Source organism: Acinetobacter sp. GW821-FHT01C12 (genome assembly GCF_059422625.1).
Genome location: NZ_JBWKXD010000002.1, coordinates 240,121 through 255,999 on the forward strand (window position 1 = coordinate 240,121; position 15,879 = coordinate 255,999).

A 15,879-nucleotide genomic window follows, 5' to 3' on the forward strand; every position below is an offset into this window, starting at 1 on the left:
CGTAGTCTTTATCTTTACCCAACTCTCTTCAAACGGGTAACTTTATCAAACTCAAAAATTTTATTGATATTTATTAGTGGTCTAAAGTGAAAATTGTCATTCTTAATAAACCTTATGACGTCCTCTCCCAGTTTCGTAAAGACGAAGCACATATGACGATGTCTGACTTCGTAGATGACTCGACTTTGCGTTTGGCGGGTCGTCTCGATATGGACTCTGAAGGTTTAGTTTTTTTAACTGATCATGGTGGTTTAAATCAATACATTACCAACCCCGCCAATAAGAAATTTAAAACTTATTTGGTGCAAGTTGATGGTGATGTGACTGAAGAAGCCCTAGAACAGTTGCGTAAAGGTGTTGAGCTAAAAGATGGTATGACTTTACCTGCTCAAGCGAATAAAGTTGAACAACCTGAATGGTTATGGGATCGTGATCCACCAGTACGTTTCCGTGCCAATATTCCAACATCTTGGATTGAAATTTCTATTTGTGAAGGCCGTAACCGTCAAGTCCGTCGTATGACTTCGGCTGTTGGTTTCCCGACTTTACGTTTGATCCGTACCAAGATTGGCGCAATTGATTTGGTGCAAATGGGTTTACAACCTGGTGAAACCAAAGAAATTGAACCATTACTTTATCCAGACTTCCAAAATATTCCAGCAGATGAACCTTACCGCTCACGCTCTTATGTGAAGAAACCTGGCGGTACAGGTGGAAAACCAATTGTTCGTAAGAATAAAGATGGTTCAACAAAGAAATCTGGAACTAAACGTATCTGGCAAATGGAAGATGGTGAAAAACCACGTCGTAAGACCAATGGTACCACCCGCCCAAATACCAAAGCACCACGTGGCCGTGGACGTAATGGTCGCTAGGATTTAATCCTTCTCAGCTATAAAGCAATTGCCGCTTATTGTAAAAATGCCCAATGAATTTCATTGGGCATTTTTATTTTATAACTAAAAAACTCAAGACCAATTAAGACCAATCACCCCCTCATCATTTAAATTGATTCATACAAAACCTTGCAAATACATAACTTAAACAAAGATTTATGCCATCAATAAAAAAAGCCGATGCGTATGCATCGGCTTTTCTCACCAACAAGATCGTCGGTTTATAGCATTTAAAACTTAAACAGTTGCAAGTGTAGCGTTAAGCGTAGCACTTGGACGCATTACAGCTTCAACCTTAGTGGTATCAACTGCATAGTAACCACCGATATCCGCTGGCTTACCTTGAACAGCTGCAAGCTCAGCAAGGATTTTGTCTTCGTTCTCAGCCAATGCTTTTGCAAGTGGTGCAAACTTGGCTTTTAATTCAGCATCGTCATTTTGTGCAGCAAGTGCTTCAGCCCAGAACTTCGCAAGGTAGAAATGGCTACCACGGTTGTCAAGCTCACCTGTACGGCGTGATGGAGACTTATCGTTATCCAACAATTGACCAGTTGCTTGATCCAATGTTTTCGCCAATAACTTAGCACGCGCATTGTCTTCTTTAATACCTAGCTCTTCTAAAGAAACAGCCAAGGCCAAGAATTCACCAAGAGAGTCCCAACGCAAGTGGTTTTCTTCTACAAGCTGTTGTACGTGTTTAGGTGCTGAACCACCCGCACCTGTTTCGTACATACCACCACCCGCCATTAACGGAACGATAGACAACATTTTCGCAGAAGTACCCAATTCCATGATTGGGAACAAGTCAGTTAAGTAATCACGTAAAATGTTACCAGTTACTGAAATTGTATCTAAACCACGAGCAACACGTTCAAGCGTATAACGCATTGCACGTACTTGTGACATGATTTGGATATCAAGACCCGCTGTATCATGATCTTTCAAGTATTTTTGTACTTTCTTAATCAATTCATTTTCATGCGGACGGTATGGGTCAAGCCAGAAGATTGCAGGCATACCTGAGTTACGCGCACGCGTTACCGCAAGTTTTACCCAGTCACGAATCGGTGCGTCTTTCACCTGACACATACGCCAGATATCGCCTTCCTCAACATTTTGTGACATCAACACTTCACCAGTTTCAAGATCTGTGATGTTTGCAACACCCGCCTCAGTGATCTCAAAAGTTTTGTCATGTGAGCCGTATTCTTCAGCTTTTTGCGCCATCAAACCAACGTTTGGCACAGTACCCATAGTACGTGGGTCAAAGTTACCATTCCACTTACAGAAATTAATCATTTCTTGGTAGATACGTGCGAATGTTGACTCTGGCATAACAGCTTTACAATCATACTGCTTACCATCAGCACCCCACATTTTACCGCCACCACGAATCATCGCAGGCATAGATGCATCTACAATCACATCATTTGGTGAATGGAAGTTAGTAATACCTTTCGCTGAATCCACCATTGCAAGTGCAGGACGGTGTTCTTGGCAAGCGTGAAGATCTTCAATGATCTCTTCGCGTAATGATGTTGGTAAAGTTGCAATCTTCTCGTAAAGACCAGCCATACCGTTATTGACGTTAATACCTAACTCATCAAATAACTTAGCGTGCTTTTCAAATGCTTCTTTATAGTAAATTTTTACACAGTGACCGAATACAATCGGGTGTGAAACTTTCATCATGGTTGCTTTTACATGCAACGAAAATAAAATGCCTGCTTCACGGCAATCATCAAGTTCTTTCTCATAGAAATCGCAAAGCGCTTTCTTGCTCATAAACATTGAATCGATGATTTCGCCATCAAGTAATGCAACTTTTGGCTTAAGCACAATGCTCTCACCATTTTTGGTGATAAGTTCCATTTTTACGTTACGCGCACGGTCAAGTGTCATTGACTTTTCACCGTGGTAGAAATCGCCCTCATCCATATGCGAAACATGTGTTTGTGACCACTGCTTCCATTCGCTCATTGAATGTGGATGTTTCTTCGCATAGTTTTTCACTGCTGCAGGTGCACGACGGTCAGAGTTACCTTCACGTAACACTGGATTCACCGCTGAACCAAGGCACTTACTATAACGTACCTTAATTGCTTTTTCTTCTTCAGTTGTTGGATTTTCAGGATAGTCTGGGATTGCATAACCCTTTGACTGAAGTTCCTTAATACATGCGCTCAACTGAGCAACAGATGCACTGATATTTGGGAGTTTGATAATGTTAGTGTCTGGATCTTGAGTAAGACGCCCTAAATGCGCAAGGTTGTCAGATACTTTCTGTTCATCGCTTAAGTATTCCGCGAATTCTGCAAGAACACGAGCAGCTACAGAAATATCAGTTTTGACAATCTCTACGCCAGCTGGCTTAGTAAAGGTCTCAATGATCGGCAGTAGCGAATAAGTCGCCAACAATGGCGCCTCGTCAGTCAGTGTGTAAATGATTGTTGACTTTCCACCAGCCATATATAGCCCCTTGCTTTAAATTGTGTTTTGAGAACCGAGCTTGTGACCCAGCCCTTACGAACCGACTTGCTTAAATTTAACCCCAAGAGTATCAGCCTTCCTGATATTACAGTCAACGTAAGATCTGTGATAACGACATTTCGTAAAAAAATGGTACATCACAAATATTGCATTAATATCAATATTTGTACAAAAATTAAGCATTTTCTTGTAAAAATAGTCATTCCGACCGAGAGCAATAATAATCCATGCTGTCTTGTGCTTTATTATTTTAATCATTAAAAATTTTATCTTGCTGATTCTTACAGACTGAGCAGCAAATTGAAAGCCATTAAAAACACATCGACGCGCTTCAGCGACATAAAACAAGTCAAACAGCTCAAACAAAAATCAGCTAAATACTGTTTAAATTTTTAAATCATTCAAGTCTGTCTAAAAAGTGAATGCGCAAATGAATGGAAAATTTATTTACTCCCCCAAGACTCTGGTCATGATATGACAATAAATATGCTTTGGTTAACTTATACTCACAAAACAACAATACTTTTACCTTGAATAGTAAGTGAAAAAATCGTTATTAATAAATTACATGTTTAATTTTTCATCACATCTTTGATGAAAGAATAAGCTTCAATGATGTATTTCCGATCCCAAAATTAATATTAAAACTGTAGAGGTAATATGTTAATGCTATTACTCATCGCAATACTTATTCAAATCATCTCACTCTGGGCCGTTTTCTTTTTTGCACTTCATCGAACAGTCGGAAGTATTACTACGATTGTCATTGCAATTCTGAGTGCAGTGATCAGCCCATGGTCTCTCATCCTTGGTCTTCCGCTTATTCTCATCAGTTTAGTATTACTGATTGAACCACTGCGAATGCAAGTTTTGACTAAACTGGCCTATAAAACATTAGCCAATGCAATGCCAAGCATGAGTACCACTGAACGTGAAGCATTGGATGCGGGTACCAGTTGGTGGGAAAAAGAATTATTTATGGGGGCGCCAGATTGGGAAAAATTTAACAATTATCCCTACCCGACGCTTAGTAATGAAGAGCAATCTTTTTTAGATCATGAGGTTGAACAACTCTGTCAGTTGCTAGATGAATGGGAAATTCATCAAAATAAAGACCTTAACGCAGAGACATGGCAATTTATTAAAGACAATGGCTTTTTTGGACTCATCATCCCTAAAACTTATGGTGGTCGTGAATTTAGCTCTTTTGCACAAAGTCGCATTATGAGCAAAATTGCCTCACGCTCTTTAACAACGGCTGTGACCTGTATGGTGCCTAACTCATTAGGACCGGGTGAGCTCTTACTGAATTATGGTACAGACGAACAAAAAAATCGTTATTTACCCGGCTTAGCCAAGGGCGAAGAAATTCCCTGCTTTGGACTCACCAGTCCTGAAGCGGGTTCTGATGCTGGAGCGATTCCTGACACTGGCGTGGTTTGTTATGGAGAGTTCGAAGGTCAACAAGTACTTGGCTTAAAGATGAATTTCTCAAAACGCTGGATTACCCTAGCACCCGTTGCAACAGTAGTCGGTCTCGCTTTCAAACTGTATGACCCAGATGGCTTATTGGGAGATAAAACTAAAACTGAGTATGGTATTACCTGTGCACTTATACCCGCTTCTCATGCAGGCGTAGAGGTTGGACCAAGACACCATCCAGGTGGTTCTCCATTTATGAATGGTACAGTCGAAGGTAAAGATGTCTTTATTCCAATTGACTGGATTATTGGTGGCGCAAAAAATGCCGGGAATGGTTGGCGTATGCTGATGGAATGTCTGGCTGTTGGACGTGGTATTTCCCTTCCAGCACTGTCTACAGCCGCAGGTGAAATGACGTATTTATCTGTAGGTGCATTCGCTAAAATTCGTCAACAATTTAAATTATCAGTAGGTAAATTTGAAGGGGTGCAAGAAGTCAGCAGTGACATTGTCAGCCATACCTATATGTTGGAAGCTTTCCGCTATTTAGTCACTTGTGGTTTAAATCAAGGTGGCAAACCCGCTGTTATGACCGCGATGGCAAAATACTATGCCACTGAAACGATGCGAAAAATCGTCAATCATGGTATGGACATCACAGGTGGTCGTGGTATTCAACAAGGTCCGCGTAACTTTCTTGCCAATATGTATCAAGCCATTCCGATCTCGATAACAGTTGAAGGGGCAAATATCTTAAGCCGTTCGTTAATGATCTTTGGTCAAGGTTCAATGCGTTGCCATCCTTATTTATTTGAGGAATTACAACTGTTACAGGCCGAAGATAAAGCCTCTGCCTTAAATACATTTAACACCATGTTATATCAACATTTAGGCTACACCCTAAACCGTGGCGCGCGTGCATTCACTTATGGATGGTTTGGGGCAAGTAGTCAAAGACCTGACTCATCAGATGCTCTTACTCAACCTTATTATAAAATCATCAATCGATTCAGTACTGACTTTGCCCTAACCGCAGATATGTGTCTTGGACTGTTAGCCGGTGATATTAAACGTAAAGAAATGCTCTCAGGGCGATTAGCTGACATTCACTCCAAAATGTTTATTGCAACAGCCATTCTCAAATTTTATGAAAATGGTCAGAGATCCTCGCAAGAACAGGTACATGCCAAACTTGCATTAGACGAAACGCTTTATGATGCCCAAGAAGCATTTTATGGCTTATTTGATAATTTTCCGATTCAAATTGCATCAAGTCTGGTTAAATTTGTTTGTTTCCCATTTGGTCGACCGATCAAAAAACCAAGTGATCGTCAAAAGAGTGAAGCAGCGGAACTGCTCATGCAAGATAACCCGTTCCGAGATTATTTAAAAACGCAGGTTTATTATACTGTTGATCCGAATGATGCTTTTGGACGAATGGAAGCCACCTTTAATCTACTCACAACTGTTGAAGACGATTGGAATAGCTTTAAAAAAGCGGAATCTAAAGGTGAATATCAAGGGCTAACATTTGAAGAGCGCATACAGGATGCAGTCACTCGTGGCTTAATCAGCGATGATTTAGCCACAAAATTAACCCAATATAATGCACTTCGTTATGACAGTATGCTCACAGATATTTTTGATGAAAAATTAGAGCAGGTGTTGGTATTAGAAAATCCTCATCTTCACTCAACTTAACTCGATTTGGTAAATGCCATTTAACAGATAAGGCAATATAAAACCTTAACCATAAACAGCGATTCACCATCGCTGTTTTTTAACATAGACATATTGCCAATGGGTTATTTGCCTATTTCGGTATAGTGTTAAAAATATAACAGCTGAGGAAAAAAGACGATGTCTCAACAAGATTATGAAAATGGCTTAAAAGTCCGTACAGAAGTAATGGGGGAAAGTTTTGTAAAACGCGCTCAAGACAACACTGTTGCTTTTACAAGACCTTTGCAAGACTGGATCAATGAGCATGCATGGGGTTCAACTTGGCAACGTGAGGGTGTTTTACCACGTAAATACCGCTCTTTGATTACCATTGCATTTTTAGTTGCACAAAAAAGCCCAACCGAACTAAAAGGTCATATTCGTGGTGCATTGAATAATGGCGCAACAGTTGAAGAAATTCAGGAAGTGTTATTACACAGCCTACCTTACTGTGGCGCACCCACAACCCAAGAAGCATTTCGTGCCGCGCTCGAAGTCATCAATGAATATCAAAAAGAATCATAAACAAGCAATACCTGCTAATTCTTCAATATAGGCCATGCTCAAAACTATGGCCTATATTGCCGAGTTAATTCCAAAACACATTAAAACTATAAAAAAACTCATCCACTTCAAAGCGGATGTGATACCCCAATTGGCTTAACTCAGAAGAAAGCCCACGAATATCCTCTAAAGCTAGATGTTTAGGCAAAACTGTAAAAACAGCAGTATTGCCCTGCTTGGCATTCTCTTCAATCATTTGAGCCAAACGAACTTTATATAGATCTATATTTAAGTTTGAATTGGCTGCCAATCGTTTCGCGTCTTCAGCATGAATAAACATTATTTAATTTCCATATTATTGTTTTCCAAGATGTCACTACAAGATATAAATAAATATCGGAATACGCTGTATGCTTTATGTTCGAAGGCACATATTCAAGAATATAGTCACAATAAGATCGTATAACCATCTAAAATTATAAGAATTTTTCAATTATTCTGGATAAACTTGTAGCCAAGCCTGCACATAAAAATTGAAATAAATCCAGTGCTTTATTTTAATCAAATTTAACTTTTGTATTTAAAAAGTAAATGATAATTGTTATTATTTACTTAATTTTTAACCTTTCCGTATTTGATTGCCTATGAATAGCCAGACTGAACTCGATGTACTAAACGCATCAGTTTCAACTCCGACTGTATCAACACGAGCTAAATTCGCACCCTCTCTCATACAATATCGCGTCATGATTTTCTATCGTTTTGCCCTGGCAATTCTTGGTGGTTATCTGCTTGCGTCTTTGTCCGCTATAGTGATTGCAAAAACATTTGCTGATTATCGTGCCACGGCTGCGATGAGTGCAACGCTACTTGCTTTCTGTATTCACTGTGCTGCATTCATTTGGGTTTTTATGGTCAATAAGACATCAAAAGCCAGCTTAGGCATACTGATTCCAAGTATCATTTTATTTGTCATTTATAAAATGATGGGGAATTAAGATGCGCGTAGATGCAAAAGTTGAAGGTCCACGCCAATCTATGTCATGGTTACATACATGGGCAAGCTTAATTCTTGGTTGGTTACTCTATGCAATTTTTTTGACAGGAACATTGAGTTTCTTTCAGTCTGAAATAACGGCTTGGATGAAACCAGAAATACATCAATCCGTTCCAAGTGATTCTCAAGTACAGCAAACCCAAGTTGCCTTAGATTATCTACAAAAGAACTATCCTGATGCTGGTAGTTGGACGATTCAATTACCCAATTCTAGACAGACCACAACTGAATTAAATATTCGTAAACAAGGTGAAGATCTACAAGCGCGTCGTGGTGGGGAAAGAATCACCATAGACAGTGCAACTGGACAAGTTATTCAAGCACGAGACACTCGTGGTGGTGGCTTTCTATATCGCTTTCACTTTGAACTGTATGGATTTGATCGTATTTGGGCACGTTGGATTGTTGGCTTAGCCACCATGCTGATGTTTGTGGCAATTATCAGCGGCATTATTACCCATAAAAAAATTTTTAAAGATTTCTTTACGTTCCGTTCAGGTAAAGGACAACGCTCATGGTTAGATGCACATAATGCCACAGCTGTTTTTGCCCTTCCCTTTCATATCATGATCACCTTCAGTGGTTTGTTATTACTGATGTTTATGTTTATGCCTTGGGGAATCAACCAAGTCTATAAAGATCGACAAGAGTTTTTTCAAGAGATGCGCGGCGGTGCAGTTCAGCAAAATAATGCTCGCAATAGAAATGCTGAAAACCGTTCTGGATCCGCAAATACAAATCAAACTCAAGGTCAAAATGAACAACGCTCGCGAGGCGAAAGAGGCAAAAAACATCAACAAGATGTTGGTCATCCTGCGCCACTCACCGACTTAACCCCACTTATTACCACAGCACAAGCGCAGTGGAAAGAAAATCCGATTGCTTCTATTCAAATCATTGCGCCAAATACATCCAATGCGACCATTGAACTTCGCGCTTTATATGCTAAAAGTGTGGTTCAGCGTGGTGTTTACCCCATTTTAAAATTCGATGGCGTGACAGGCAAAGACATCAGTGAAGCGGCTCAAGCAAACAATGCCTCTATCCCAATGGGGATATACAATGTGGTGACTGTATTGCATGAAGCACGTGGTCTTGATTTAACCTTCCGCTGGTTATTGTTCTTCTCTGGTGTAATCGGCACCTTAATGGTTGCAACGGGGCTGATCTTATGGTGCGTCAAACGTGCGCCGCAACAACAAAAACAAGGTTATAAATCATTTGGTTATCGTTTTGTTGAAGTGATGAATATTGCCGCTGTGATTGGATTACCTATTGCATGTGCAGCCTACTTCTACGCCAATCGTTTCATTCCATTTGAAATAGAAACACGCTTAAATTGGGAAATTAGAGCTTTCTTTATTGTATGGTTAGCTACGTTAATTTATGCAGCGATTCGCCCGCATCGTCAAGCTTGGCTAGAACTTCTATTGTTCTCTGGTGTTGCTTTTGCCCTATTGCCTATTGTCAATTTTATCACGGGTGGTCAAGCACTTTGGAACAGCATTGCCAATGACCAATGGATGATTGCGTCTTTTGATTTAATGACATGGGCGCTTGCGATTTTGTTTTTCTACTCATTTTATAAAGTTAAAAAACATAAAGGGCTTCCTGTCAAAAAAGCCAGAAATGTACCTTCAAGTAAGGAGATTTCAGCGTGATTTTCTTCTTATTAATTTGGTCTTTGTCTAGCTTGGCTTTTATCGCGCTTGCCAGCGCAATGTCGAAGCATCAAAAACAGATCTATGGACATGAACTAAGCCTCAAACAAACCCAACTTTCTTCTATTACTGGTTGGGCTTTACTGCTGATTTCACTGATCATTTGTGTCATGTCAGGGCAGCTGAGCAGCATGCTCAGCATTTGGGTTGGAGTACTAACCTTTTCAGCATTATTTGTTGGGGTGTTATTAAGCTATTACAGTTTAAAAATGAAATTGGCTGCCAGCTTTTGTGTGGGTATCAGCTTAATCACAAGTGTGATGCTACTCATTTAAACTGTTTCACAAAAATCAGTTATAATCATAAGCCAATCTGCGGATTGGCTTTTTTTTTATCAAATTTATTGCCTCGTATTGGTATTTTTATGTCTAAACCACTTTCAATCCCTTCAGAATTACTCAATCGTGCTGCAATGGGTAATCCAGCTGCACAATTTGAACTTGCTGAAATATATATGCAAAGTGAAGATGAAGATAACAATCAACTTGCAGAAGAATGGGCACTTAAAGCAGCACAATTAGGCCATGTTGAAGCCATGTATTGGTTAGGTGAAGGCTATGCTTATTATGCAAAAGATATCCTTGAAGAGGATCCTAAAGAAGCCAAGGCTTATTTTGAACATGCCCACCGCTGGTTAGAGCAAGCGGCCAAACATCAACATCCTGCTGCGATTTTAGAGTTATCCAATTTCTATCGCCGTGGCGATGTGGTTGAAAAAGATCTAGTGAAATCAGTAGAGCTGGTTGAGCAAGCAGCAAAACTGGGTGAAGTTCAAGCCATGCGTGATCTTGTTTGTATTTATGAACATGGGATGGGCGTTGATGTTGATGAAGAAAAAGCTGATTTTTGGGCTGAAAAAGCCAAGTCAGCTGAAGACACCTCAGTCTAATTTATAAATTTCAGCCCATATAAAATGGGCTTAAATTTGATTCACTAATTTAATTACCTAAATGCACAAAAATTACATCTAAATCTTGTTTAGGTACAAAGTTTTTCTCAACCATTTGGAATTGTGTCGGGCTAATTTTATTGACTTTACCTTTCCAACAAAACGATACCAACTCTCCCGGATCACGTTCAATAGTCAATTTAAAATTTTCAATCGGTTTTGCCCAATTTGCCCCAGTAGTCAAAATATAACTCAGTGCATTAAAAGGCGAATGTTCCGACTGTGCTTTTTTCAAGCCTTTCTTAAAATTACTGTCCATACAAAATTGTTGATTATATTCATCTGGATATAGTGCAACCGAACCACCCACTAAAGGTTTATATTGATGTTTTACCTGTGTAATTGAATTGGATTTAAAAGTTTGCTTCCAGCTATAAACCACTTGTGATGACCAGTTGATGACTTCATCTGGATTTTTAGGCAAAATACTTTTTACTTTAGGGTTTGAACAGCCTTTTAGTTTCTTTTCAAATACCCCATATTCATCACTTTTGCGATTCCAAGGATTTAACATTTCAGTTTGTGAAAAACCACATTGTTTAAATAACTCAGTGACATCAATCGCTTTAGACTTTTCATCTCTTTGTATAAATGTCTGCACATGCATTGTCGGTTGAACCGCTTTTCCATTAACCTGAATTTTAAAACTTTTTAATAAATCCTCAGTGTGGGCAAAATCGGATTCAAAAGCATTATCAACTCGTGGTAAAGGGAACAAAACAGTTTCAGTAATATCCTGATTACTGAGGTTCTTAAATTGATAATCGACCTTAATTAATTTTTTACTAATGAATAAGTCTTCACGCTGCATGGCAATATTTTTATTTTTAAGGTACCCAATTCCCCCTGTTCCCACATAGCCTGTAGAATCATTGGCGAAAGCTGATGTCGCTGTCAGAATCGATGTGATCAATACGATTTTTTTCATTCTCTTTAATCCAAATCAGTTAATCCAAATCAGGAAACTCTATTGTTTGATAATGCACACAATAAATGGATTCATCAAAAATAATATGTGTAGCAATCTGTTTGATAATCTGCTCTTGTAAAAGAATTTCTTTTTCTAAAACTTCATTCCAATAGATTGAGTTTTCTGAAAAATTCTCATAATAATCCAGTACTTCAATCATCGCATTAAACAAAGCCACTAAATGCTGACTTTTGTTTTGATTTGATACCATCAAGAAAAAGGCATCCAAAGAAATCACCTCAATGGCCGCTAATTCCTCATAATCATCGGCATATTCATCTACGGAAGCATTTGATTGTCGAATCCGCTTTTGATAATCAATTAAATTCTCTTGATCAATATCCTGAAACAATTGTTTTTTATCAATTTTAATTTGATAATTTTGTTCAATAGCAAATTGAAAGTTCGGTAATTTTTCATAAAAAGCAAAAACAGCTTTCACCAAACTTTTCCGCTGTTCAAGAGAAGCCTGCTCAATAGCTTGTCGCAATGCAAAGCTATGCTGATCTATTATTTTTACAATATCCATCAATTTAATCTCCCCGATATTCACTTTTTTAAACAAAAAAAACCAGAGATAAAAAAAGCAAAGCACGCAGCATAATCACAAATACTGTAATCATCTTGGTACAGCTCTAGCACTTGGCAAACGCTTAAATGCATCATCTTGATTTTATTTCTGTTTATAGATCAGTAAATACTGATCATATTTTTGCATAGCTTAGCGATTGAAAAACAATTCTATCTTTTAGTTGAATATTAACCAACTACATTTGAACTCTATTAAAATCTAGGTACAATAGTCGCCAGTCGAGGGATGCTGCGACTTTTTCACAGGCACATAAATGTGAAATCGCTAGGCTCGACGATTCGGTCAGACCTTCGTGCTGATCAACAACGGCATCCGCGAACTGAATGATCAATATTTTTTTAATATAAAGGAGATCGTGATGAACGCGGTTAATGCTTCATTTACAGATTATAAAGTTGCAGATATTTCCCTCGCTGACTACGGTCGTAAAGAAATCAAACTTGCTGAAGCAGAAATGCCAGCATTGATGGGCTTACGTAAACGTTATTCAGCAGCAAAACCTCTTGCTGGCGCAAAAATTCTGGGTTGTATTCATATGACCATTCAAACTGCTGTTTTAATTGAAACACTGGTTGAATTAGGCGCAGAAGTACGTTGGACTTCATGTAACATCTTCTCAACTCAAGACCATGCAGCAGCAGCAATTGCCGCATCTGGTGTTCCAGTATTCGCTTGGAAAGGTGAAACTGAAGAAGAATACATGTGGTGTCTTGAACAACAAATCAATGTTAATGGTACGCCTTGGGATGCCAACATGATTCTTGATGATGGTGGTGATTTAACTGCTGTTGTTCATGAAAAATATCCTGAACTTATTGCTAAAATTCATGGTATTACAGAAGAAACGACTACGGGTGTTCAACGCCTAAACGAAATGTTCCGTGATGGTACTTTAAAAGTTCCTGCAATTAACGTGAATGATTCAATCACAAAATCTAAAAACGACAATAAATATGGCTGCCGTCATTCATTAAATGACGCCATCAAACGCGGTACAGATATGTTGTTATCTGGTCGTCGTGCGCTAGTAATTGGTTATGGTGATGTTGGTAAAGGTTCTGCTCAATCACTTCGCCAAGAAGGTATGATTGTACGTGTAACTGAAATTGACCCAATTTGTGCAATGCAAGCATGTATGGACGGTTATGAAGTTGTTTCTCCATATAAAAATGGTGTACAAACAGGTAAAAAAGAAGATATTAACCTAGACCTTCTTCAAAATACTGATTTGATCGTTACAACAACAGGTAACTACCACGTATGTGATTCTGCAATGTTAGATACATTAAAAGCAGGTTCAGTGGTGTGTAATATCGGACACTTTGATACTGAAATCGATACGAACTATTTACGTGGTTACAAGTGGATTGAAGTTAAGCCTCAAGTACACCAAGTGTATCGTACAGAAAATGAAAATGATTACCTGATTCTTCTTTCAGAAGGTCGTTTGGTTAACCTTGGTAATGCAACAGGTCACCCTTCACGCGTGATGGATGGTTCTTTTGCAAACCAAGTATTAGGTCAAATGCACCTATTCGCAGAAAAATTTGCTGATCTTCCAGAAGATCAAAAAGCAGCACACATCCGTGTTGAATTGATTCCTAAGAAATTAGATGAAGAAGTTGCTGCTGCAATGGTTGTTGGTTTTGGTGGTGTATTGACGCAATTGACTCAAGTTCAAGCTGATTACTTGGGCGTTGCAGTTGAAGGTCCATTTAAATCTGAGGCTTATAAGTACTAAGTTTTAATCCCCTCTCCTTAGCTTTCTCCCTTAGGGAGAAAGCATATTCATTAATCTGTAAATGAATATAAAGGCGAAGTCCTCTCCTTTTAGGAAAGGACTTCGAAGAGGTTAGAACAAATTAAAAAGTATGAATAAAAAAGGATTTAACCATGACCAAACGTGTTCCAATTTCGTTTGAGTTTTTCCCGACCAAAACTGATGCAGGGGCGGAAAAACTTAAGCTTGTTCATCAAGAATTACAGCTTTTAAATCCTGAGTTTTTCTCAATTACTTATGGGGCTGGTGGTTCAACGCGTGAACGTACATTAGCCGCAATTGCTGACTTTAATGGTAAAGGCACACCTGTTGCCCCTCACCTTTCATGTATTGGTGATGACAAAGTACGTATTGCTGAATTACTCGATATCTATAAAGCTCAAGGGATTGATCGTATTGTTGCGCTTCGAGGTGATTTACCTTCTGGTCAAGTCGGCCTAGGTGAACTGCCTTATGCAGCTGATTTGGTCCGTTTTATTCGTGAACACTCAGGTGATCATTTTAAAATTGAAGTTGCGGCATATCCTGAAATGCACCCACAAGCTGACAACTTTGATGCAGACATTAAGCACTTTGCAGAAAAAGTCAAAGCTGGTGCAAATGCAGCCATCACTCAATTTTTCTTTAATCCAGATGCCTATTTCTATTTTGTAGAGCGTATCCAAAAACAAGGAATTGATATTCCTGTTGCGCCAGGAATTATGCCTATTACCAATGCAAGCAATTTAATCCGCTTTGCAGATGGGACAGGTGCAGAAATTCCGCGCTGGATTCGTAAGCAACTTGCGACCTATGGTGATGACACTGCAAGTATCAAAGCCTTTGGACATGAAGTTGTGATCAAACTGTGTGAACGCCTTATTGCAGGAGGTGCACCAAGTTTGCATTTCTATAGCATGAATCATACTGAGCCAAACCGCCAATTGGTACTTGATCTCGGTTTAGCTTAAATCAAAATTGCATCATCAACTTGTGAGTAAAACTGCATGCCCCGTTTTTATATTGAAACTGATTTAGCTGTCGAAACTACGGTTGAACTCACTGAAACAGTATTTCATCATTGGGTCAAAGTATTGCGTGCACAAGTGGGTGAAAAAGCCACCTTGTTCAATGGACAAGGCGGTGAATATGAAGTGACTTTAACAGCAGTCGCTAAAAAATCTGCTTCTGTTTTAGTCAATTCATTTAATCCAGATAATCGTACCCCTGCTTTTACAGCGCTACTTGGACAAGTCATGAGTAAGGGCGATCGTATGGATTATGCGATTCAAAAAGCTGTGGAATTGGGCGTATCTCAAATTCAACTGCTCACATCAGAACGTTGTGAAATGCGTTTAAAATATGATCGAGATCAAAAAAAATTAGATCATTGGCAAGGTATAGCGATTGCAGCTTGTGAACAGTGTGGTATGAATCTTGTTCCGCAGATTTTAGCGCCATTAAGTCTAAATGAATGGATCAAAACTGAATTACCGCAGAGTAAATTTGTCCTTGCGCCTGAAAAAGAGCAGACAGATGTACTGAAAGACATAAGCCCAGATATTGCCCTTTTAATTGGCCCTGAAGGTGGTTTAAATGAAGCCGAAATTGATCAGGCCAACCAATATGGATTTAAAAATTGGTGCATCGGTGATCGTATTTTAAGAACTGAAACAGCACCTGTAGTTGCATTATCAATTTTGAATTATCAAAGCTTTAAAAAGTGATGTATGTCATGTAAAATAATTGCAAATTGGATGATTTCACAGTATTTTAATTCCAAAGAAACTATTAATT

The 15,879-nt window shown here is 38.9% G+C and carries 14 protein-coding genes; 10 read left to right on the plus strand and 4 right to left on the minus strand.

Going from position 1 to position 15,879, the window contains the following annotated elements; genetic code table 11:
• Positions 1–86: 86 nt before the first annotated feature.
• Positions 87–875: a pseudouridine synthase gene (locus AC07WY_RS06710; RefSeq protein WP_004823066.1), complete on the plus strand. Its 789-nt coding sequence runs from the start codon at positions 87–89 to the stop codon at positions 873–875.
• A 258-nt stretch (positions 876–1,133) separates the two neighbouring features.
• On the opposite strand, the gene AC07WY_RS06715 is transcribed toward AC07WY_RS06710, so the two are convergent.
• Positions 1,134–3,365 (minus strand): NADP-dependent isocitrate dehydrogenase, encoded by a 2,232-nt coding sequence (locus AC07WY_RS06715; RefSeq protein ID WP_494736024.1) that lies wholly within the window; start codon positions 3,363–3,365, stop codon positions 1,134–1,136.
• Between the two features lie 687 nt (positions 3,366–4,052).
• On the opposite strand from AC07WY_RS06715, the gene AC07WY_RS06720 reads away from it, so the two are divergent.
• Both AC07WY_RS06720 and AC07WY_RS06725 read left to right on the plus strand, forming a co-directional pair.
• A complete protein-coding gene (locus AC07WY_RS06720) occupies positions 4,053–6,509 on the plus strand; it encodes an acyl-CoA dehydrogenase (protein WP_494736233.1) in 2,457 nt (818 codons plus the stop codon).
• A gap of 159 nt (positions 6,510–6,668) precedes the next feature.
• A complete protein-coding gene (locus AC07WY_RS06725) occupies positions 6,669–7,055 on the plus strand; it encodes a carboxymuconolactone decarboxylase family protein (RefSeq protein ID WP_004823072.1) in 387 nt (128 codons plus the stop codon).
• Between the two features lie 64 nt (positions 7,056–7,119).
• Here AC07WY_RS06725 and AC07WY_RS06730 read toward each other — a convergent pair whose 3' ends face one another.
• Entirely contained in the window at positions 7,120–7,374 is a 255-nt protein-coding gene (locus AC07WY_RS06730; protein ID WP_314337417.1) for a hypothetical protein, read from the minus strand.
• 304 nt (positions 7,375–7,678) lie between these two features.
• Between AC07WY_RS06730 and AC07WY_RS06735 the strand changes: the two genes are divergently transcribed.
• From AC07WY_RS06735 to AC07WY_RS06750, 4 genes are all read left to right on the plus strand, one after another.
• Positions 7,679–8,032 (plus strand): hypothetical protein, encoded by a 354-nt coding sequence (locus AC07WY_RS06735; RefSeq protein ID WP_262086561.1) that lies wholly within the window; start codon positions 7,679–7,681, stop codon positions 8,030–8,032.
• Between the two features lies 1 nt (position 8,033).
• A complete protein-coding gene (locus AC07WY_RS06740; protein ID WP_494736025.1) occupies positions 8,034–9,752 on the plus strand; it encodes a PepSY-associated TM helix domain-containing protein in 1,719 nt (572 codons plus the stop codon).
• Complete coding sequence (locus tag AC07WY_RS06745) at positions 9,749–10,087, plus strand: DUF3325 domain-containing protein (RefSeq protein WP_494736026.1); 339 nt, start codon at positions 9,749–9,751, stop codon at positions 10,085–10,087. The genes AC07WY_RS06740 and AC07WY_RS06745 overlap by 4 nt, the downstream gene beginning before the upstream one ends.
• Before the next feature lie 89 nt (positions 10,088–10,176).
• Positions 10,177–10,701, plus strand: coding sequence for a tetratricopeptide repeat protein (locus tag AC07WY_RS06750; RefSeq protein WP_004717016.1), 525 nt, complete (start codon positions 10,177–10,179; stop codon positions 10,699–10,701).
• Between the two features lie 49 nt (positions 10,702–10,750).
• Here AC07WY_RS06750 and AC07WY_RS06755 read toward each other — a convergent pair whose 3' ends face one another.
• Positions 10,751–11,689, minus strand: coding sequence for a DUF4424 family protein (locus tag AC07WY_RS06755; protein ID WP_494736027.1), 939 nt, complete (start codon positions 11,687–11,689; stop codon positions 10,751–10,753).
• A 19-nt stretch (positions 11,690–11,708) separates the two neighbouring features.
• Positions 11,709–12,260, minus strand: a complete 552-nt coding sequence (locus AC07WY_RS06760; RefSeq protein ID WP_494736028.1) for a hypothetical protein — start codon at positions 12,258–12,260, stop codon at positions 11,709–11,711.
• Positions 12,261–12,681: 421 nt separating this feature from the next.
• On the opposite strand from AC07WY_RS06760, the gene ahcY reads away from it, so the two are divergent.
• The 3 genes from ahcY to AC07WY_RS06775 all read left to right on the plus strand — a co-directional run bounded on the left by ahcY (position 12,682) and on the right by AC07WY_RS06775 (position 15,809).
• Positions 12,682–14,064 carry an adenosylhomocysteinase gene (gene ahcY / locus AC07WY_RS06765; protein ID WP_494736029.1) on the plus strand — a complete coding sequence of 461 codons (1,383 nt, stop codon included), beginning with the start codon at positions 12,682–12,684 and terminating at the stop codon, positions 14,062–14,064.
• 152 nt (positions 14,065–14,216) lie between these two features.
• The gene (metF, locus tag AC07WY_RS06770; protein WP_494736030.1) at positions 14,217–15,053 is read left to right on the plus strand and encodes a methylenetetrahydrofolate reductase [NAD(P)H]; all 837 of its coding nucleotides are present in this window, start codon (positions 14,217–14,219) and stop codon (positions 15,051–15,053) included.
• Between the two features lie 36 nt (positions 15,054–15,089).
• Positions 15,090–15,809 (plus strand): 16S rRNA (uracil(1498)-N(3))-methyltransferase, encoded by a 720-nt coding sequence (locus AC07WY_RS06775; RefSeq protein ID WP_419337947.1) that lies wholly within the window; start codon positions 15,090–15,092, stop codon positions 15,807–15,809.
• The last annotated feature ends 70 nt before the right edge of the window (positions 15,810–15,879 follow it).